At 59.0% G+C, this 20,275-nt stretch carries 21 protein-coding genes; 14 read left to right on the forward strand and 7 right to left on the reverse strand.

Annotation, left to right across the window (positions count from 1 at the left end; translation table 11 throughout):
• The first annotated feature begins 189 nt into the window (after positions 1 to 189).
• From tadA to rpoH, 3 genes are all read left to right on the forward strand, one after another.
• Positions 190 to 939: a tRNA adenosine(34) deaminase TadA gene (gene tadA, locus MB824_RS00550; RefSeq protein ID WP_238744903.1), complete on the forward strand. Its 750-nt coding sequence runs from the start codon at positions 190 to 192 to the stop codon at positions 937 to 939.
• Between the two features lie 28 nt (positions 940 to 967).
• Positions 968 to 1,447 carry a SixA phosphatase family protein gene (locus MB824_RS00555; protein WP_238744906.1) on the forward strand — a complete coding sequence of 160 codons (480 nt, stop codon included), beginning with the start codon at positions 968 to 970 and terminating at the stop codon, positions 1,445 to 1,447.
• A gap of 151 nt (positions 1,448 to 1,598) precedes the next feature.
• The gene (gene rpoH, locus MB824_RS00560; RefSeq protein ID WP_238744908.1) at positions 1,599 to 2,474 is read left to right on the forward strand and encodes an RNA polymerase sigma factor RpoH; all 876 of its coding nucleotides are present in this window, start codon (positions 1,599 to 1,601) and stop codon (positions 2,472 to 2,474) included.
• Positions 2,475 to 2,663: 189 nt separating this feature from the next.
• Here rpoH and MB824_RS00565 read toward each other — a convergent pair whose 3' ends face one another.
• The 3 genes from MB824_RS00565 to MB824_RS00575 form a co-directional block, all read right to left on the reverse strand.
• Positions 2,664 to 3,362 carry a hypothetical protein gene (locus tag MB824_RS00565; protein ID WP_238744910.1) on the reverse strand — a complete coding sequence of 233 codons (699 nt, stop codon included), beginning with the start codon at positions 3,360 to 3,362 and terminating at the stop codon, positions 2,664 to 2,666.
• Positions 3,363 to 3,476: 114 nt separating this feature from the next.
• A complete protein-coding gene (gene dapF, locus MB824_RS00570; RefSeq protein ID WP_238744911.1) occupies positions 3,477 to 4,331 on the reverse strand; it encodes a diaminopimelate epimerase in 855 nt (284 codons plus the stop codon).
• A 93-nt stretch (positions 4,332 to 4,424) separates the two neighbouring features.
• Positions 4,425 to 5,882 carry an alanine/glycine:cation symporter family protein gene (locus tag MB824_RS00575; protein WP_238744912.1) on the reverse strand — a complete coding sequence of 486 codons (1,458 nt, stop codon included), beginning with the start codon at positions 5,880 to 5,882 and terminating at the stop codon, positions 4,425 to 4,427.
• A 31-nt stretch (positions 5,883 to 5,913) separates the two neighbouring features.
• Here MB824_RS00575 and MB824_RS00580 point away from each other — a divergent pair, with 31 nt between their 5' ends.
• Positions 5,914 to 6,219 carry a hypothetical protein gene (locus tag MB824_RS00580; protein WP_238744913.1) on the forward strand — a complete coding sequence of 102 codons (306 nt, stop codon included), beginning with the start codon at positions 5,914 to 5,916 and terminating at the stop codon, positions 6,217 to 6,219.
• A 237-nt stretch (positions 6,220 to 6,456) separates the two neighbouring features.
• Here MB824_RS00580 and MB824_RS00585 read toward each other — a convergent pair whose 3' ends face one another.
• The 3 genes from MB824_RS00585 to MB824_RS00595 all read right to left on the reverse strand — a co-directional run bounded on the left by MB824_RS00585 (position 6,457) and on the right by MB824_RS00595 (position 8,761).
• Entirely contained in the window at positions 6,457 to 7,332 is an 876-nt protein-coding gene (locus MB824_RS00585) for a prephenate dehydrogenase (protein WP_238744914.1), read from the reverse strand.
• Positions 7,333 to 7,473: 141 nt separating this feature from the next.
• Entirely contained in the window at positions 7,474 to 7,851 is a 378-nt protein-coding gene (locus tag MB824_RS00590) for a TIGR02328 family protein (protein ID WP_238744915.1), read from the reverse strand.
• A 112-nt stretch (positions 7,852 to 7,963) separates the two neighbouring features.
• Positions 7,964 to 8,761 carry a 3'-5' exonuclease gene (locus MB824_RS00595; RefSeq protein WP_238744917.1) on the reverse strand — a complete coding sequence of 266 codons (798 nt, stop codon included), beginning with the start codon at positions 8,759 to 8,761 and terminating at the stop codon, positions 7,964 to 7,966.
• Positions 8,762 to 9,005: 244 nt separating this feature from the next.
• Here MB824_RS00595 and MB824_RS00600 point away from each other — a divergent pair, with 244 nt between their 5' ends.
• Entirely contained in the window at positions 9,006 to 9,848 is an 843-nt protein-coding gene (locus MB824_RS00600) for a DsbC family protein (RefSeq protein WP_238744919.1), read from the forward strand.
• 168 nt (positions 9,849 to 10,016) lie between these two features.
• Here the strand turns inward: MB824_RS00600 and MB824_RS00605 are convergent, their stop codons facing one another.
• Positions 10,017 to 10,598, reverse strand: a complete 582-nt coding sequence (locus MB824_RS00605; protein ID WP_238744921.1) for a TerD family protein — start codon at positions 10,596 to 10,598, stop codon at positions 10,017 to 10,019.
• A 244-nt stretch (positions 10,599 to 10,842) separates the two neighbouring features.
• On the opposite strand from MB824_RS00605, the gene glyS reads away from it, so the two are divergent.
• From glyS to MB824_RS00650, 9 genes are all read left to right on the forward strand, one after another.
• Positions 10,843 to 12,903: a glycine--tRNA ligase subunit beta gene (glyS, locus tag MB824_RS00610; protein ID WP_238744923.1), complete on the forward strand. Its 2,061-nt coding sequence runs from the start codon at positions 10,843 to 10,845 to the stop codon at positions 12,901 to 12,903.
• A gap of 153 nt (positions 12,904 to 13,056) precedes the next feature.
• Entirely contained in the window at positions 13,057 to 13,545 is a 489-nt protein-coding gene (locus MB824_RS00615) for a GNAT family N-acetyltransferase (RefSeq protein WP_238744925.1), read from the forward strand.
• A 322-nt stretch (positions 13,546 to 13,867) separates the two neighbouring features.
• Complete coding sequence (locus MB824_RS00620) at positions 13,868 to 14,947, forward strand: glycosyltransferase family 9 protein (RefSeq protein WP_238744927.1); 1,080 nt, start codon at positions 13,868 to 13,870, stop codon at positions 14,945 to 14,947.
• Positions 14,948 to 15,973, forward strand: coding sequence for a CgeB family protein (locus MB824_RS00625; protein ID WP_238744930.1), 1,026 nt, complete (start codon positions 14,948 to 14,950; stop codon positions 15,971 to 15,973).
• Positions 15,974 to 16,036: 63 nt separating this feature from the next.
• Positions 16,037 to 17,131, forward strand: coding sequence for a CgeB family protein (locus tag MB824_RS00630; RefSeq protein ID WP_238744932.1), 1,095 nt, complete (start codon positions 16,037 to 16,039; stop codon positions 17,129 to 17,131).
• 10 nt (positions 17,132 to 17,141) lie between these two features.
• Positions 17,142 to 17,540, forward strand: a complete 399-nt coding sequence (locus tag MB824_RS00635; RefSeq protein WP_238744934.1) for a sugar 3,4-ketoisomerase — start codon at positions 17,142 to 17,144, stop codon at positions 17,538 to 17,540.
• A 1-nt stretch (position 17,541) separates the two neighbouring features.
• Positions 17,542 to 18,096, forward strand: coding sequence for a GNAT family N-acetyltransferase (locus MB824_RS00640; protein WP_238744936.1), 555 nt, complete (start codon positions 17,542 to 17,544; stop codon positions 18,094 to 18,096).
• Complete coding sequence (locus MB824_RS00645; protein ID WP_238744939.1) at positions 18,093 to 19,193, forward strand: DegT/DnrJ/EryC1/StrS family aminotransferase; 1,101 nt, start codon at positions 18,093 to 18,095, stop codon at positions 19,191 to 19,193. The genes MB824_RS00640 and MB824_RS00645 overlap by 4 nt, the downstream gene beginning before the upstream one ends.
• The gene (locus tag MB824_RS00650; protein WP_238744941.1) at positions 19,180 to 20,262 is read left to right on the forward strand and encodes a glycosyltransferase family 2 protein; all 1,083 of its coding nucleotides are present in this window, start codon (positions 19,180 to 19,182) and stop codon (positions 20,260 to 20,262) included. The genes MB824_RS00645 and MB824_RS00650 overlap by 14 nt, the downstream gene beginning before the upstream one ends.
• Positions 20,263 to 20,275 lie beyond the last annotated feature (13 nt).

Raw genomic sequence — 20,275 nt, forward strand, 5'->3', positions numbered from 1 at the left:
ATGCCGTTTCCGCTTGTTTCAGGCTGCCTGCCACCCCCATTGTCTGCCGTAGGGTGCGCACCGCGCACCATTTGCCGCCGCGCCAGACCCATTTAATGGACAAAGCAGCCTGAAAACGGCAGCTGCCGCCCCAAAGGCAGCCTGAAACCCCCAAACCCTGCCCCGAGCCTGTTCAGGCTGCCTTGCGCCATGTCCGATTCCGCCCCGCTTACCACCCCGCCGCTTGCCCCGTCCGTTGTTGCCGCCCTTACCGCGCTCGGCATCGGTAGCGTGGCGGCGCTGCGCCAAACCGGCGCCGACACCGCCTTTCTGCTGCTCAAGGCCGGCGGCCTGAGCGCCACCCGCAGCGTGTTTTGGCAGTTGGCGGCGCTGTGCGAAGGCTGCACGCCGGCGCAGCTGTCGCCGGCGCAGCGGCAATACTGGCAGCAGCGGCTCGACAGCCACCCGCCGGCCGCGCTGTTTCCGCCGCTGCCGGAAATGGAGCGCCTGATGTCTGCCGCGCTGGCCGAAGCGCAAAAGGCGGCGGATGCCGGCGAAATCCCCGTCGGCGCAGTGGTGGTGAAAGACGGCGAAATCATCGCCGCCGCGCACAACCGCTGCATCGCCAGCCGCGATGTCAGCCGCCACGCTGAAATCGCCGCGCTGGCCGCCGCCGGCCAAGTGCTCGGCAACTACCGGCTGGCCGAATGTGACCTTTACGTCAGCCTCGAGCCCTGCGTGATGTGCGCCGGCGCCATCCTCCAATCGCGCATCCGCCGGCTGGTGTACGCCGCCGACGAGCCGAAAACCGGCGCCCGCAGCCTGTTAAACCTATTCGCCGACAAACGGCTCAACAGCCACACCGCGGTGCGCGGCGGCATTCTCGCCGGGCAGGCACGGCAGATGCTGCAGGACTTTTTCAGGCTGCGCCGGCAAAACGGCGGCAGTTGCAGCGAATAAAGCGAAACCAAAAACGGAAAGGACGGCAATGGATCTGATTTTATGGCGCCACGCCGAAGCCGAGCCGGAAAACGGCGGCGGCGATCTGGCACGCGAACTCACCGCCAAAGGCCGACGGCAGGCGCAAAAAAGCGCGGCGGCGCTGGCGGCAAAACTGCCCGCGGGCTATCTGCTGTGGGCGTCGCAGGCCGAGCGCAGCCGGCAAACCGCCGCCGCATTGCGCGAGCCGGACAGCATCCTGCCCGCGCTCAATCCCGATGCCGACCCGCGCCTGCTGCCGCGTCTGCTGCAGCAGGCCGAAGCGCAGGGCGTGCCGGCGCTGGTCATCGTCGGTCACCAGCCGTGGATCGGCAGCCTGTGCGCCTTTTTGCTCAACCAAAACTGGCTGGGCAACAGCTATTGGTCGGTTAAAAAATCCGCTTTCTGGTGGTTTGAATGCCGCGGCGGCATTGGCAGCGACGGCGCCGCCGTGCGGCTGCGGCTGATGCTCGCGCCCGCCGATTTGTAGCCGGCCATACAAACTTTAACGCAGCCGCGCCGCGGCCGGCAGCCGATTGCCGTTATAATCGCCCGCTTGCGGCAACACCCTGCCGCGACGGCATTTTTCAGGCTGCCCGCGCAGCCGCGGAAAACAGGCCGTCCCACACAAGGAAACCAGCATGAGCGAACCCATCAACCTGCCCGTCCCCAGCGGCCACGGCAGTCTGGATCAGTACATCCACACCGTAAACAGCATCCCGATGCTCAGCCCCGAAGAAGAAACCGCGCTGGCCGAGCGCCAGCAAAACGGCGATTTGGAAGCGGCGAAAAAACTGATTCTCTCGCATCTGCGCGTGGTGGTTTCCATCGCCCGCGGCTACGACGGCTACGGCCTCAACCAGGCCGACCTGATCCAAGAAGGCAATATCGGCCTGATGAAAGCGGTCAAACGCTTCGAGCCCTCGCGCGGCGCGCGGCTGTTTTCCTTTGCCGTGCATTGGATTAAGGCCGAAATCCACGAATTTATCCTGCGCAACTGGCGCTTGGTGCGGGTGGCCACCACCAAGCCGCAGCGCAAGCTGTTTTTCAACCTGCGCAGCATGCGCAAAAGCCTGGCCGCGCTCTCGCCCAAAGAAGCGCAGGAAATCGCCGACGATTTGGGGGTGAAACTCTCCGAAGTGCTGGAAATGGAACAGCGCATGACCGGCCGCGACATCGCCCTTTTGCCCGACAACAGCGACGACGACGACGACAACGCTTTCGCCCCCATCGACTGGCTCTCCGACAACGACAGCACGCCCGACAACCAGCTGGCCAAGCAGGCGCACTACGCGCTGCAGACCGAAGGCCTGCAAAATGCCTTAAGCCGCCTGGACGACCGCAGCCGGCGCATCGTCGAAACCCGCTGGCTGCAGGACGACGGCGGCCTGACCCTGCACCAGCTTGCCGACGAATACGGCGTTTCCGCCGAACGCATCCGCCAAATCGAAGCCAAAGCCATCCAAAAGCTGCGCGGCTTTCTGGCCGACAGCGAAGACGACTACCGGCAGGAATAAATCCTGCCGCCCTGCCCTGCCACCATCTTTTTCAGGCTGCCCCAATCCGAAGGCAGCCTGAAAACTTTGCGCCCTCCAGCCTAAGTCTCCCCCGACATCATTGCCGCCGGCAGCCAACCGCCGCGCAAAGCAAAAAGCAGCCTGAAAACCGGATTTGCGGTTTTCAGGCTGCTTTTGTATGGCAGTGCTTCAGAACAATGTCAGCAGCAGGCGGCTGAGCCAGCCGAGCATGCGGTCTTGGAAATAAACCGTGCTCGCAAGCAGGGCGATCACAAACTGCAGCGAGTCCATTTCATCGCCGCGCCGCTGCCGCAGGCGGTTGTGCAGGTAAAAAAACACCATCAGGAAAATCTGCCAATAGAGCCATTTGGCAGGCTCCAGCCAGTAGGCCGCGGCGGCGCGCGCCAGCACCACCGGCATCATTTTTTCCAAACCGCTGCCGGAGAGCACCAGCCATTGCGCCAGCACCACCAGCGCGATTGCCAGATGCATGACCAGCAAGCTGAAGGCATACAGCGGCAGCAGGGTGCCGCTGCGCCGGCCGGCCAGCCCGCCGCCGCGCACTTTTTCCACGCCGCCGAGCCAGAAAAACAGGCTGCCGGCAAACAGATAGCCGTGCATGAGATACAGCGTGGACGGATGCACCAACCGCTGCAGCGCGGGCGCCAGCCACACCGGCCACGAATAATGCCCCTGATGCTTGAGATACAGGTTTTCCATAATCTGCGCCACATCGGGCAGCAGCAGCGCCGAGAGCAGCGCCGCCGCCAACCACAGCAGCAGCGACACCAGCAGCCAGCCGATGCGCCGGTAGCGCAGCGCCTGCCAGGCGAACACCAGCGCGGTCAGCAGCACCGCCGCCAGATTGGGACTGGTCAGCGCTTCCATCGGTTCGGGCTCCGTTGCGGATTCATGGGGTTTCCTTAATCGTTGTTGCCGCACGGCGGCATAAAGAAGGCAGCCTGAAAGCCGTTTTGGCGCGTTTCAGGCTGCTTTGGGCGTTCAATAAACCAGTTCGCCGGCAAAGACTTCGACGGCGGGGCCGCTCATCATCAGGTCTTGGCCGCTTTGCCAGTTGATCGACAGCGTGCCGCCGGGCAGTTCCACCGCCACGTCTTCGCCCGCCGCCAGCAGGCCGAGCCGCACGCCGGCGGCCACCGCCGCGCAGGCGCCGGTGCCGCAGGCCTGGGTTTCGCCGACGCCGCGCTCAAACACGCGCAGGCGGATGTGCCGCGGATCGACAATCTGCATAAAGCCGGCGTTTACCCGCTGCGGAAAACGCGGGTGCGACTGCAGCGCCGCGCCCCATTCGGCCACCGGCGCGGCGGCGACATCGTCCACCAGCATCACCGCGTGCGGATTGCCCATGCCGACCATCGCCACTTCGGCGCGGATGCCGGCGGCGGCCACCGCATAGCGCAGCGCTTCGTCGTCTTCCCCCGCTTCCAGCGCAAAGGGCACTTCGGCGGCGGCAAAACGCGGCTGCCCCATATTGACGCGCACGGTGCCGTCATCGTTCAGGCGCGGGCGGATAATGCCTTTGACGGTTTCGACGACGATTTCGCTTTTATCGCTCAAGCCGCTGTCGGCCACAAAGCGGGCGAAGCAGCGGGCGCCGTTGCCGCATTGTTCGACTTCGCTGCCGTCGGCATTGAAAATGCGGTAGCGGAAATCGACGTCTGCGCGGCCGCTTTTTTCCACCAGCAGCAGCTGGTCGAAGCCGACGCCGGTGTGGCGCTCGGCCCAGGCGGCCAGCGGCGCTTCTTCCGGCACAAAACGCTGGCTGATGCCGTCCACCACCATAAAATCGTTGCCCAAACCGTGCATTTTGGTAAATCGCAAACGCCGTTGTTCCATCGCTGCCCCGCAGTCGCAAAAAGGCGGCATTATAGCGGCAAACGGCAAAAAAGCAGCCTGAAAAACTTTTCAGGCTGCTTTTTGGGCAAGGGTTTACCAAATATCGGTTTTGATTTTGCGCTTGAGCACCGGATGCTCGGACAATTTGAACTCCGGCTCTTTGCCCAGCTTCACTTTGACGGTGTAGTCCTTCAGCAGCAGGCGCACCCACTTGGCCAGCAGGGTGATGGCAACCAGGTTGATCAGCGCCATCACGCCCATGGTCAGATCGCCCATGTCCCACACAATCTGCGCATGGCTGACCGAGCCGAAATACACAAAACCGAGCACCGCCAGCCGAAACAGGTTCAATACCGTTTTATTGTTGTTTAAAAACTGGATATTGGATTCGGCATAGGCGTAGTTGCCGATAATCGACGAAAAAGCAAACATAAACAGCACCACCGCCAAAAAGTGCTGCCCCCACGCGCCGACATGGCTCTCCAGCGCCGCCTGGGTCAGCTGGATGCCGTCCAGCCCTTCCTTGGCGGGCAGCTGCGCCAGCAGCACGATAAAGGCGGTGCACGAGCAGACGATAATGGTATCGACAAACACACCAAGCATCTGGATCATGCCCTGCGACACCGGATGTTTGACATCGGCCGCCGCCGCCGCGTTCGGTGCCGAACCCTGGCCGGCTTCGTTGGAATACAGGCCGCGCTTGATGCCCAGCATCATGGACTGCGACACCAAACTGCCCAGCAGCCCGCCGCCGGCCGCCTTGAAGGTAAAGGCGTCGCGGAAAATCAGCGCGAACATCTCGGGAATACGCTCGGCATGAACCGCCATCACATACAGCGCCATCAAGAGATAGAGTACCGCCATCAGCGGCACGAAACTTTCCGACACCTTGGCCACGCGGCGGATGCCGCCGAAAATAATCGGCGCCGCCATCAGCACCAGGCCGGCAGCCAGAAACTGCTGATACTGCGCCCATTGCGCTTCGGACGTGCCCTTGTCCGCCGTCCAGCCGGCAGCCGACTGCACCGCCAGCACAATAGTATTGGCCTGAATCGCGTTGTAAACCAGCCCGAAGCAGACAATCAGGCACAGCGCAAACAGCACGCCCAGCCACTTCTGCCCCAAGCCCTTGCCGATGTAATAGGCCGGGCCGCCGCGAAACTGGCCGGTTTTCTCGTCGCGCACCTTAAACAGCTGCGCCAGCGTCGATTCGGCAAAGGCCGAACTCATGCCGATTAAGGCCGTCAGCCACATCCAAAACACCGCACCCGGGCCGCCGCTGCCGATGGCAATCGCCACGCCGGCGATATTGCCGGTACCCACGCGGCTGGCCAGACCGGTTACAAAAGCCTGAAACGCGGTAATGCCCTGCTCGCCGCCGTCATGGCTGCGGCGGCTGCCGGTCATCTCGCGGATGCTGCGGCCAAGCAGGCGGAACTGCACAAAACCGGTGCTCAGGGTGAAAAACACCCCCACCCCGATTAAGACCCACACCAGCCACTCCCACAGCGAATCGCTCCGCGTCTTCACGCCGCAATGCAGGACGGACATCCAATCGACCTGCTTCAAACACTCTATCTTTGTGTCGTACATAAACTCTCCCGTTAAAAACGATGCGACTTGGGAAGCCTTTCCCAAGCAGGCGCGCCGCATTGTAGCCGAGCTTGGCGGCAGCCTGAAAGTTTTACAGCGGCCGGATAACGGGCAAACCACCCAATGCCGGCAGTTTTTCCGCTGCCCGAACACCGGTGATTTTTTCACCGTCCGTAGGGTGCGCACCGCGCACCATTACCACACCGGCTGGTATTTCGGGGTGCGGGGCGCATCCTGCGCATCGCGCTTCAAAACACCGCCAAACTTTCAGGCTGCCTTGCGACGCACGGCGTAAACCGAACGCCGTTTACCGCATCATTCGGTATTTCGGTGCGCAGTGCGCACCCTACGCATCATTGAAACCAAGCGTTTTTCAGGCTGCTGTCCGGCCACTGCCGCAAGCGCCTGTAGGGTGCGCACCGCGCACCGTCTGCCACGCTGGCCGGTGTTTTGGTGCGCGATGCGCACCTACGCAGCATCGGTCAAACTGCGCCGAAAAAAACTTTCAGGCTGCCCGGTGGCAGCCTGAAAACTATTCTTCCTCTTCCCAGCGGCGGCGGGCGGCGGCGGCGGCGGCGAAACGGCGGTAGAGCGCGTCGCCGTCAGACGCTGCCAGCGCCTGCCGCAGCGCCGCGAGTTCCTGCTGCTGGCTGTCGATCAGCGCCAGCAGCGGTTCGCGGTTTTCCAGCGCGATGTCCGCCCACATCTGCGGATGGCTGGCGGCGATGCGGGTGAAGTCGCGAAAGCCGCTGCCGGCAAAGCGGAAATACTCGGCGCAGCGCGGATCGCCCAGCAGCTGCTGCACATAGGAAAACGCCAGCAGGTGCGGCAGGTGCGACACGGCGGCAAACACCGCATCGTGGCCGGCGGCGTCCATGCGGTGGGTTTCGGCGCCGACCGCCTGCCACAGCGCTTCCACCGTTTTCAGGCTGCTTTCGTCCTGCGTTTCGTGCGGGCAGATCACCAGTTTTTTGCCTTTAAACAGCCCGAAACGCGCGGCGGCGGCACCGCTGCGGTCGGAACCGGCAATCGGGTGCGCCGCCACGCAGCGCGGCAGATGCGCGGGCAGATGGCGGCGGAAAGCCGCGAGCGCCGAGCGCTTGGTGCTGCCGACGTCGCTGACAACCGTATGCGCATCCAACAACGGCGCCAGCTCGCGGCAGATCGCCGGCAGCGTGGCCACCGGCGTGGCCACCAGCACCAGATCGGCACCGCGCACCGCCGCCGCTTCGATACGCGCAAACGCGCGGTCGATCACCTGCCGCTCCAGCGCCCGCGCCAGATTGTCGGCATGGATGTCGATGCCGACCACGGTCCGCACCCGCTGCTGCCGCTTCAAATCGAGCACCAGCGAGCCGCCGATCAGACCGACGCCGATCAGGGTGATTTGGGATAGGGAAAAAGACATGGCGGTTTGCGCTTTCAAATTCAGGCAGCCTGAAAAGGCCGCGGCGGAAGGTTTCAGGCTGCTTTTTTCATTCCGTTTAATCCTGCGCCGCCTAGGCAGCCTGAAAGGAGAAAACGGCTTTTCAGGCTGCCTGAAAACTGCTTAAGCCTGTTCCAAAACCATGCGAATGCCTTTGGCGGCCAGGTTGTCCAGGCATTCGCGCAGGTAGGCGGCGTTGTGTTCGGGGTACAGCGGGCAGGCGTCGGCGGCGGGAGCGAGCTTGTCGTGCGGCGGCAGTTTTTGGCCGCGGTAGGCGGGGTCGTTCCATACTTCGGCGGGACGGTAGCCGCGTGCGCGCATTTCGGCCATCACCAGCAGGTGGTAGCGGTAAAGCAGGTGCGGCGGATGGCGGAAAACGTAATCAACGGTGGCATGCGGCCTGCCCCAGCCGGCGCCGCGCAGGGCGGCACATTCGCGGTGCTGGCCGAGTAGCTGGGCGCGCGGCAGGTGGGGAATCAGGGTTTGGTGCCAGAGTCTCATGGTGCAGTTTCCGGTGCTTTCAGGCAGCCTGAAAGCGGTTTTGGGTGTTTTCAGGCTGCCGTTTCAGGCAGCCTGAAAGGTCAAAGCAGCCTGAAAGGGCAAAACGGCGGTTTCAGGCTGCCTGCCAGCCGGCGAGAAACTCTGCCCAGTGCGGTTTTTCGGGGGCAAGGGTTTGCAGGTAGCTGCGCAGTTTTTCGGTTTCAAAGCGGTATTGGTCGGCGTCGGCGGCGCCGCTCATCAGGCGGAAGCGCTGGTAAACGAGATAGGTGTTGGCGGCGTCGGTTTCGCAGTAGTCGCGCACGGCTTGGATTTGGTTCTCTTGAACGGCCTGCCATACTTTGCTGCCGTCCATGCCCATTTTGCCGGGGAAGCCGCAGAGTTTGGCGATGTCGTCCAGCGGCACGGCGGCGCGGGGCTGGTAGAGCGCGAGCAGGTCCATCAGGTCGCAGTGGCGCTGGTGGTAGCGGCTGATGTAGTTGTTCCATTTGAAGTCGCGGCTGTCGGCAAAATCGCCTTCGCCCATGTCCCAGTAGCGGGGGGCGGCGATGCCGTGAACCAGGGCGCGGTAGTGCAGCACGGGCAGATCGAAACCGCCGCCGTTCCAGCTCACCAGCTGCGGGGTGTATTTTTCCAGCAGCCTGAAAAATTCGGCCACCATTTCCGCTTCGCTGTCTTCGGGGCTGCCGAGCGTGCCGACGTGGATTTTGTCGCCCCAGCGCAGGCAGCAGGAAATGGCGGCGACGCGGTGCAGGTGGTGGGGCATAAAGTCGCCGCCGGTTTTGGCGCGGCGTTCGCGAAAGGCGTATTCGGCGACTTCGGCGTCGGTCAGGCTGTCGGGCAGGCCGTTGAGCAGGCGGATGCCGGCGGTGTCGGGCACGGTTTCGATGTCGAAGGCGAGGATGGGAATCATGGCAGGCAGCCTGAAAAGGGAAAGCGCGGATTGTGGCATGCGCGGGGGCGCTTTACAACGGGCGCCGCGCGGGCAGCGGCGCTTTTTTCAGGCTACCGGCGCCGGCAAAAGGTATCGGGCAGCCTGAAAGGGCGGCGCGCGGCTTTCAGGCTGCCTTTACGGGCTAATAGTCAAATTCGATTAGCAAAAGGGCATCCGATTGGGCATAATGCGCCGTTTTTTTATCACACGGAAAGCCATTACCATGAAACGCTCTTTCTCCCTGCGCATCGCCATTCCTGCCGTGATGCTGGCGCTGGCCGCCTGCGGCGAAGCACCCGCGGCCAACGGCCAGCCGGCCGCCGTCGCCCAGAAAAACGGTACCGCGCCCGCCGAGGAATCGGCTGCCGCCAAAATCGGCGCGGGCGTACCGGCCGAAGTCGGCAACACCATCCGCGCCACGCTGGAAAAAAACTATGCCGACCAGAACCTGAAAATCGAAAGCGTTGCCACCACGCCGATTAAGGGCATTTACGAAGTGGTGATTCCGAGCGCCGCCGGCAAAACCGTGGCCTACACCGACGAAACCGGCGCCTATATGCTGGTGGGCGACCTGATCGAAACCAAAGCCGGCCGCAGCCTGACCGACGAGCGCAAGGAAGTGCTCAACGCCGTCGATTTCAACAGCCTGCCTTTCGACAAAGCCATCACCGAAGTGCGCGGCAACGGCAAGTTGAAAGTGGCGGTGTTCTCCGATCCGGACTGCCCGTTCTGCAAAAAACTGGAACACGAATTCCCGAAAATCAATAACATCACCATCTACAACTTTATGATGCCGATTCCTTCGCTGCACCCCGATGCCGAACGCAAGGCGGTGCAGATTTGGTGCCAAAAAGACCGCACCGCCGCCTGGCTCAAATGGATGCGCGAAGGCAAACAGCCGGCACAGGTGGCCGACTGCCCGAATCCGGTAGCCGAAACCACCGCGCTGGGCGGCCGCTTCGGCTTCAACGGCACGCCGACGCTGGTCTTCCCCAACGGCAAAGTGCAAAGCGGCTACGCGCCGATGCCGCACCTGCAGGAAGCCATCGAAGCCAACCAGAAATAAGCAGCCTGAAAAACATTCCGGCAGTAAAACCGCCCCGAAATGCGTTCGGGGCGGTTTTGATTTGGCACGGCAAAAAGCAGCCTGAAAACGAAAAAGCAGTCTGAAAACCCGTTTGGCGGTTTTCAGGCTGCCTTTATCGGCTGACGGCGAATGCCGCCGCTTTGTAGGTTACAGATGCGGCAGGATGCGCGGGATGATGCGGTCGGGCGTGGCGCCCTGGCTGTTTTCGCCGATGGCGTGCATCTTCCATTCGCCGTTGTGGCGGTACACTTTGGCCATAATCTGCGCGGTGTGGTTGCCCTGCGCGGAAAGGTTGTAGCGCGCGATTTCTTCGCCGGTTTGGCCGTTTACCAGGCGGCAGTAGGCGTTTTCAACGCGGCTGAAGTCCTGGCCGGTGTAGTTGCTGACGGTAAACACCAGCGTTTTCACATGCTGCGGCACCGCCGGCAGAAACACGGCGATTTGTTCGTCGTCGCCGTCGCCCTCGCCGGTGCGGTTGTCGCCGCTGTGCTGCACCGAGCCGTCTTCACTGTTCAGATGGTTGAAAAACACCAGATCAACCAATTCTTTGTCTTCGTCAAACATAAAGCACGAAGCGTCCAAATCGATTTCCTCGCTGCCGCCAAACAGGCCGAACAGGCCTTTTTTCTTGGCAACGTCCCAGCCCAAACCCATCACCACGCTGCTCAGCTGGCCGCCTACTTCTTTGTCCAGAGAGATTTTCTGGCCTTTTTGCAGATTCACTGCCATCGCACACTCCTTAAAGTTGTTGCAAAAGATTTTCGCGCTCGTTAAAAGCGGCGGATTATATCAGTTTTAACCCCGCGCAGGCGCACACTTTCGCCGCCGGCGCAGGCAAATCAAACGACGGCGCAACAGCGCCCAGCCGGCGGCCGTCTTTTGCTATAATCCGCCGCTGTTTTTCAGGCAGCCTGAAACGGCAAAACGCCCGCCTACCGGCTTTCAGGCTGCCGCCACCATTCGGAAATTCCCCATGACCCAAACCCTCTTAATCGAACTCCTCACCGAAGAACTCCCGCCCAAAGCCCTCAACAATCTGGGCAACCATTTTGCCGCCGCTGTGGCCGAAAGCTTGGAAAAAGCGCAGCTGATTCAGGGTAATGCACAATACACCGCCTACGCTTCGCCGCGCCGTTTGGCCGTGCAGGTGTCAAACGTCAAAGCCGTGCAGAATGACCAGCACGTTGTCAAAAAAGGCCCAGCCGTCGCCAACGCGATGAAAGACGGTGCGCCCACCAAAGCGCTCGAAGGCTTCGCCCGCTCCTTCGGCGCCGACATCGGCAGCCTGAAAATCATCCACGACGGCAAGCAGGACGTATACGCCCACGAGTTCACCCAAGCAGGCAAGCCGCTCTCCGAATTGCTCGAAGACATCATCAATCAGGCGGTGAAAAAGCTGCCGATTCCCAAAGTAATGCGCTGGGGCAGCAGCACGCACACTTTCGTGCGCCCCGTACACGGCCTGGTGATTCTGCACGGCGCAAACGTCGTGCCCGCCAATGTATTGGGTTTGCAAAGCGGCAATACCACTTTGGGACACCGCTTCCTTTCAGACGGCCTGATTACCATTGAAAACGCCGATTCCTACGCCGAGCAAATGCGCGAGCAGGGCAAGGTCATCGCCTCATTCACTACCCGCAAAGCCGCGATTCAGACGGCCTTAAACCAACACGCAGGCCGTCTGAATGCCACAGTGGCCGCCGACGAAGCCCTACTGGACGAAGTGGCCGCGCTGGTGGAATGGCCGGTGGTACTCGAAGCCGGTTTTGAAGCGCATTTTTTGGAAGTGCCGCAAGAATGCCTGATTCTCACCATGCAGCAAAACCAAAAATACTTCCCGCTTTTGGACGCAAACGGCCGCTTGATGAACCGCTTTTTGCTGGTATCCAACCTTGAAGCCGCTGACCCTTCGCACATCATCCACGGCAACGAACGCGTTTTGCGCGCGCGCCTGTCTGACGCCGAATTTTTCTACAAACAAGACCAGAAAAACACGCTGGAAAGCCGCCTGCCCAAGCTGGCAAACGTGGTGTACCACAACAAAATCGGCTCGCAGGCCGAACGCATCGAGCGGCTGCAAAGCATCGCCGCCCACACCGCCGCCGCGCTGGGGGCAGACCGCGCCCAAGCCGAACGCGCCGCCCGCTTGGCCAAAGCCGACCTCGTTACCGAAATGGTGGGCGAGTTCCCCGAGCTGCAAGGCACGATGGGCAAATACTACGCCCGCCTCGATGGCGAAAACGCCGCCATCGCCGATGCCATCGAGCAGCACTACCGCCCGCGTTTTGCCGGCGACGCGCTGCCCGAAAGCCCTGTTGCCACCGCCGTTGCGCTGGCCGACAAACTCGAAACCCTGGTCGGCATCTGGGGCATCGGCCTGATTCCCACCGGCGACAAAGACCCCTACGCCCTGCGCCGCGCCGCGCTGGGCATTTTGCGCATGCTGATGCAGCACGGCTTGGACGTAAACGACCTGATTCAGACGGCCTTTGCGAGCTTCCCGCAAGGCTTGTTAAACGACAAAACCCCCGCCGAAGTGGCCGACTTTATGCAGGCGCGGCTGGCCGTATTGCTGCAAAACGATTATCCGCAGGATATTGTGGCCGCCGTACTGGCCAAACGCCCCGGCCGTCTGAACGATTTAGCCGCCAGGCTCGACGCCGTCGCCGCCTTCAAAGCCCTGCCCGAAGCCGCCGCGCTCGCCGCCGCCAACAAGCGCGTGCAAAACCTGCTCAAAAAGGCCGATGCCGAATTGGGCGCGGTAAACGAAGCCCTGTTGCAGCAAGACGAAGAACGCGCCCTTTATGCCGCCGCGCAGGCGATGCAGCCCAAAATCGAAGCCGCGCTGGCGCATCAGGACTTTCAGACGGCCTTGTCGGAACTGGCCGCCGTCAAACCGCAGGTCGATGCCTTCTTCGACGGCGTGATGGTGATGGCCGACGATGCCGCCGTAAAACAAAACCGCCTGAACCTGCTCAACCAGTTGTCGCAGCAGATGAACGCCGTGGCGGACATTGCGCTGCTTGGGGAGTAAACAAAAGGCAGCCTGAAAACGGCTTTTGCGGTTTTCAGGCTGCCTTTATTGCAACAGCCGCAAGTCGGATACTTGTATCCGACACCTTGCTTTCAAACGGCCTCAAAGCAGCCTGAAAACAAGCCAAGTGCCCGCCAAACAGGAAAACACGCCATGCCCCAAACCGTTACCCTTGTGCCGTACGACCCCGCACACGCCGCCGATTTGGACTACCGTCTGCACGGAGAGCAAGCACAATACTCGGTTTCGCCCCAAGAGCGGCTGCAAAACGGCCGGTTCGCCGCGCCCGACTGTTTGGCCGTAACCATTTTGTGCCAAAACCGCCCCATCGGATTTTTCATCCTTGATAAAGGCAGCGACCGCCTTACTTACAGCGCCAACCCCCGCGCCGTATTGCTGCGCTCGATGTCGGTCAACCCCGCATATCAGGGTCAAGGCTGCGCCCGCGCGACGCTGGCTGACGATAAATTGGCGCCGCTCATCCGCAGCATATTGCCCGACTGCGACGAAATCGTGTTCGGCGTACACCACGCCAACCGCGCCGCCATCGGCCTGTACCAAAGCTGCGGATTTGCCGATACGGGGCGAACCTTTATGGGCACAAAGGGGCTGCAATATATTTACAGCAAAACGATTCGGTAAAAGTCCGTCTGAAACAGTAAATCCAGCGGGTAGCGGGTAGGTTGGGTCGCGACCCAACAACATGATTAAATCTCTTGCCAAATGTTGGGTTTGGCAACCCAACCTACCTGTTGAAATGGGTATGAACGCGTTTCAGGCTGCCTTTTCAGACGGCCTCAAGACAGCCTGAAACCCCAACCGCCGTCATTCCCGCGCAGGTGGGAATCTGCTCCGAACCACGGGCAACGGCGGATAAAACCACTCGCAGCAGCCGAAAAAGATTCCCGCCTGCGCGGGAATGACGGAGTACACAGGCCGTCCACCCGAAAAAGACCCCCAAACAATGAGCGCAAAAACCCTGTTCAAAGCCATCAAAAAACGCCTGCAAACGCTGCGCATCCGTGCGGGCAAGGCGTGGCTCGACCGTGCGCCGGTGCCGTCTGAAAAGCCGCTTGCACCGGAGAATATCGGCGGTATTCTGTTTTTGCGCCAAGACGGCAAAATCGGCGACTACATCGTCAGCTCGTTTGCCTTTCGCGAAATCAAAAAAGCCGCGCCGCACATCCACATCGGCGTGGTCTGCACCGAGGCCAACCGCAGCCTGTTTGACGCCAATCCGCATATCGACGCGGTGCATATTGTCCAAGCCAAAAGCAGTCGCTCGTATCGGGAAACCGGCCGCTCGATTGCAGGGCAATATGATGTCGTTATCGATCCCACCGTATTGGTGCGCAACCGCGATTTGGTGCTCATCCGCAGCATCAATGCGCCTTACAACATCGGTTTTGACAAAGCCGGCTACAAAATCTTCAACCTGAATATCGCCAACCGCAGCCAGCATTTCAGCGAAATCTACCGCGAGGCTTTGCAGCTTTGCGGCTTTCACGATGCGGATACGCGCTACGATTTGCCCGAGCAGCCTGAAAGCGCCGCCGCCGTGGGCGCGTTTTTGCGGCAAAACGTGCTGGGCAATTATGTGGCGGTAAATTTTTTCGGCGCGGCCAACCGCCGCCGTTTCAGCGAAGCGCGTATCCGCGAAATGCTCGATTATTTTGCCGCGCATTTTCCCGATACGCGCTTTGTACTGCTTACTTATCCTGATGCCACTCCGCTGCTGTCGCGCCTGATTGAAGGGCGGGGCAACTGTTTTCTCTACGCCGACACCGCGTCGGTGCAGGATTCCGCCGAACTCATCCGCCACGCGCACACCGTGATTTCGCCCGATACCGCGCTGATTCACATCGCCGCCGGTTTGGATAAAAACATCATCGGCCTGTATCAAAACGACGCGCAGAATTTCGCCAACTGGCATCCCAATTCGCCGCGCGCCGAGATTGTGCGCTTTGAAGCGCATATCGACGAAATCGCGCCCGAAATGCTGGCCGCGCCGCTGGCACGTTTTACCGCGCAGGAGGCCGTCTGAATGGGCAAACCCACCGTATTGCTGGGCATGATTAATGATGCCGCCATGTCGCGCACCGTGGCCGCCTGCCTCGAATACCACGGCTTCGAGGTGGTCAACTTCGCCCTTGATTCGCTCGATTTCCGCTATCCGAACCTGCGCTCGCGTCTGGCCGTGTTGCTCAAAAAAACGCTGGGCAACCGCCAAGCCAAAAAAGAGCTGATGATCGAACTCAAACGCCGCCAAGTTCAGACGGCATGGAACGCGCATCCGCAGTTTGATTACGCGCTGTTTATCCGCTCCGATATTTACCCCGACAGCTTTTTGCGCGAAGTACGCCGCCGCAGCCGCGTGATGGTGAACTACCAATGGGACGGCGTGGCACGCTTTGCCGCCGCCCAAGCGCAAATCGGCCTGTTTGACCGCTATTATGCGTTTGACCCCGCCGACATCCGCGCCGATTCCCGCCTGCTGCCCGCCACCAGTTTTTATTTCGACCACGACCTAAGCGGCCTTGCGCCCTACAATCCCGCCGCGCCACGGTTTTACTTTGTCGGCTCGCACCGCGCCGACCGCCTCGACGACATCCGCCGCTTTTGCCGATACACGCAGCAGGCCGGCTGGCAGCTCGATTTTCACATCGTCAACCCAAACCAGCCCGAAGCCGCGCAGGATTACCCCTTTGACGGCGTTTACTTTGCCGACGATGTCCCCTTTGCCGACAACCTTGAGCGCGCCCGCCGCAGCAGCGTGTTGGTCGATTTCGTTATCAGCACCCACAGCGGCCTGTCGCTGCGCACCTTTGAAGCCCTCGGCTACCGCAAAAAACTGATTACCACCAACGCCGAAATCGAAAAATACGATTTCTACCACCCCGACAACATTTTTATCTGGCGCGGCGGCAGCCTCGACGGCCTGCAAGCGTTCATCGCGCGGCCGTATCACGAACTGCCGCAGGAAATCTACCAAAAATACAGCTTCGGCAACTGGGTGCGCTATGTGTTGGACATTGAACCGCACATCAAAATCAGTCTGCCCGCCGCGTGAGTTTGGCAAGGCTGCCAAAACGGTAATTATCAACCCTACCCCGCAGACAACGAATCACATACAATGCCGCCCTTCCATCACGCCGACACCGCCATGAAAGCCAAAACCGTCATCCTTGCCATGCCGCCCATTTTCGGCATCCACCAAGTTATTGCCGAAAACCTGCGTTTTCACGGTTTTGAAGTGACCGAGCTGATCTACGAAGAAGGAAAATTCACCTACGCCAATATCTGGCAGCGGCTGAAAAAACTGTTTTACCGCAATCTATTGCGCCAACGCGAATACAAAAAAGAGCAGCTGTTCCAGCCCTATCTTGCCGATTTCACCGCCAAACTCGACCAAATCGAAGGACAGGCCGACTACTGCTTTATGATCTGGCCGGGCGTTTTCCCCAGCAGCTTTATGCAGACCCTGCGCGACAAAAGCCGCCTGATGGTGCACTACAACTGGGAAACATTGGAATTTCTCGAACACGAGTTCTACAAAATCAAATTCTTCGACAAATTCATGTTTTTCGACCCCTACGATATCGGCCGCCGCCCCGAATACGCTGACAAACTCATCCCCGCCACCAGCTTCTGGTTCGACTGCTACCTGCAGGAGGAACAAAACGACGGCAGCCTGTTTTTTATCGGCTCGCACCATAAAGAGCGCATCGCCGACATCCGCGCGTTTTACCTTGCCGCCGAATCAATCGGCCTGCCGACCGACTTTCGCATCGTATCGAAAAACCCCCAAGAGGCCGAACAGGAACTGGCTTTGCCCGGCGTACGCTATCTCTCTTCCGCCGACGCGCTGCCCTACCGCGACAACCTGCTGGCCGCACGCAAAGCCGGCGTTCTCGTCGATTTTCTCCACACCAAACACCACGGCCTCTCCCTGCGCGTTTTCGAAGCGCTGGGCTACGGTAAAAAACTGATTACCACCAACCCCACCGTCGTCCACTACGACTTCTACCATCCCGACAACATTTTTGTCTGGAGTGGCGGTAACACCGAAGAACTCAAAGCCTTTTTACAACACCCCTACTCGCCGCCGCCCGAAGCATTGAAGCAGAAATACAGCTTCGGCAACTGGATACGCTGGGCGTTTGATATCGAGCCGCATCAGGCAATCGGTCTGCCGCATCTTCCGCCCCAACAATCCCGCAATGATTAACTGTCCGACTATGAAAACAAATCTTATACACCTGCAAACCCACGGCGACGAGCGCGGTTCGCTGATTGCCCTTGAAGAGGGCAAAAACATTCCGTTTGAAATCAAACGGGTTTACTACCTGTTCGACACCAAAACAGGCGTACGCCGCGGCTTTCATGCTCATAAAAAGCTCAAGCAGGTGGTGGTGGCCGTACGCGGTTCGTGCCGTTTTCTGTTGGACGACGGCAAAGAAAAAGTCAGCGTATTACTGGACAATCCGGCGCAAGGTTTGTTAATAGAATCTTTCGTATGGCGGGAAATGTACGATTTTTCAGAAGACTGCGTGCTGATGGTGCTGGCAGACAGCCTCTACGATGAAGAAGACTACATCCGCGATTACGACGAATTCATTAAACGAGTGAAAAATTGATATGACAAACTTCCCAACTATTTTACCTGCGCGTACAGTGTTTCTAAGACTGGTCGAAATTAATGATGCGGCGTTTATCTGTGGATTACGTAACAAAAAAAAACTAAATCTCTTTTTATCTAAATCAGAAAACAGCATAGAATCGCAACTGGAATGGTTAGAGCAATACAAATATCGAGAAGCACAAAATCAAGAGTTTTATTTTATTATCAGTAGAAAAGATAACAACCAACCTATTGGTACAATTAGAATTTACGATTTTCAAAAACCTTCTTCTTTCTGTTGGGGAAGTTGGATTTTGAATGAAAATAAAACAGCAAGCTCAGCATTAGAAAGCGCATTATTAATATATAATATAGGGTTTGATTACTTAAATTTTGAACAAAGTCACTTTGACGTACGAAAAAACAATGTGAAAGTTAATTCTTTCCATATAAAAATGGGAGCTGTAAAAACTAGGGAAGATAATCTAAATATATACTATAAGCTTAGCAAAGAATCTCACTTAAAAAACAAAGAAAAGTATAGAAATTTTTTACTAGGAGATAGCAAGTGATTCCGTTTTTGGATTTGCAGAAAATCAACGCGCAATACGCCGATGAGATCAAAGCAGCCTGCAGCCGCGTGATTGACAGCGGCTGGTATATCTGCGGCAGCGAATTGGCGGAATTTGAACGGAAATTCGCCACCTATTGCGGCGTGAAGCACGCTGTCGGCGTGGCCAACGGCCTGGATGCACTGATTTTGGTTTTGCGGGCGTGGAAAGAAGCAGGCAGCCTGAAAGACGGCGACGAAGTCATTGTTCCGGCAAACACCTATATCGCTTCGATACTCGCCATTACCGCCAACCGGCTAACGCCGGTGCTGGTTGAGCCGAATCCCGAAACCTTCAATCTTGATCCCGCCAAAATGCAGGCTGTACTGACAGACAAAACCAAAGCCGTCCTGCCCGTTCATCTCTACGGCCAGTTGGCCGATATGCCCGCCATCTGCGCCTTTGCCAAGCAACACGGCCTGCTGGTGCTGGAAGACGCCGCCCAAGCACACGGCGCGGAGTCAAACGACAAAAAAGCTGGTGCTTGGGGCGATGCGGCGGGTTTTAGTTTTTATCCCGGCAAAAATCTCGGTGCGCTGGGCGACGGCGGCGCCATCACCACCAACGACGACCAACTGGCACAAATGCTGCGCGCCCTGCGTAATTACGGCTCGCACCGCAAATACGAAAACCTCTACAGCGGCACCAACAGCCGCTTGGACGAAATTCAGGCTGCCATCTTGTCGGTCAAACTTGCTTATCTCGATCGGGAAACCGAACGGCGCCGGCAAATCGCCACCCGCTATCTTTCCGAAATCCGCAACCCGCGTATCGTGCTGCCGCAGGTATCCGCACCCCAAACGCACGTCTGGCATCTGTTTGTTATCCAAAGCGACCGGCGCACCGCATTGCAGGAATATCTGCAGCAAAACGGCATCCAAACCCTGGTGCACTACCCGATTGCGCCGCACAAACAACAGGCCTACCGGCACTTGAACCATCTTTCCCTGCCGATTACCGAATCCCTGCACGAGCGCGTCTTGTCCCTGCCGATGAGCCCCGTACTGACCGATGCCGAAACCGATACCGTTATCCGAGCCCTCAATGACTGGAAATAACCCCACCCTGCCCCTGCTCTCCGTCTGCTGTCTGGGCTACAAACACGCCCGTTTTCTCGAAGAAAACGTCCGCTCCATCTGCGCCATCGACTACCCGAACATCGAAATCATCGCCGTGGACGACGGCTCGCAAGATAACAGCGTTGAATTATTAAACCGGCTGGCAGCGGAAATTCCGCTGAAAATGACCGTTATCGGCCAGGAAAATACCGGCAATGTCGGCAAAAACTTCAATACCGCCCTGCGTCAGGCACAAGGCGAGCTGATCGCCTTTATCGCCATGGACGACGTTTTCAATCCGCCCGTCGTCTTAAAGCAGATACAGTCCATGGCCGATAATCCCAAGCTGCTGTTCAACGCCGCCACCAAAATGGTCAGCATCAACGACCAGGGCTTTATCAGCGGCAATTTCACCAGCCCGCCCGCACACGATATGGAAGCCCCCACCGTTGCCGCGCTGCTGGACTTGGAATACAGCCACTTCGGCGGTTTCTACATCCAAGGCTGCCTCTTTCGCAAAAGCCTGCTCGACGCAGTCGGCGGTTTTGACGAAAACCAAACCGGCGACGACCTTGTGCTGCGCACCAAAATATTCCGCCATATGCTCGCAGAGCGCAGCGAAGATTTCGTCCTGACCAAAGAAAACGCCTGCTTTTACCGCCTGCACGACAACAACGTGCACAAAAATCTCGGCCGACAAATCAAAATCGTTACCGAATATCTGGGCAAATACTGGCCCGAACGCCCCCTGCCCGATATGCTGATCGACTGGATGGTAAACGCCATCGGCCTGCTCGGCATCGAAAAAAGCATCGACATACTGGCGATGAATCCGGTTGCCGCCTCCACACTGCTGCACGAAAAAGTTCAGACTGCCTTAAAGCAGGCCGCCACCGAAAAAAACAAGCGTATCTCTTGGTATAAACGCTGCAAACACCTGCTGTTCAAACGCATCAAAGACGGCGACAAACGCACCCTCGTGTTCTTTAGCAGCCTGAAATTCAGCTACCGCAAAAAGTCCAAACCCCGCCCGAGCGAAAACGCCGTCCACTACACAAACTACCGCTAGGCCGTCTGAAAGC

Source organism: Kingella pumchi (genome assembly GCF_022288825.1).
Taxonomy (GTDB): Bacteria; Pseudomonadota; Gammaproteobacteria; order Burkholderiales; family Neisseriaceae; genus Kingella_D; species Kingella_D pumchi.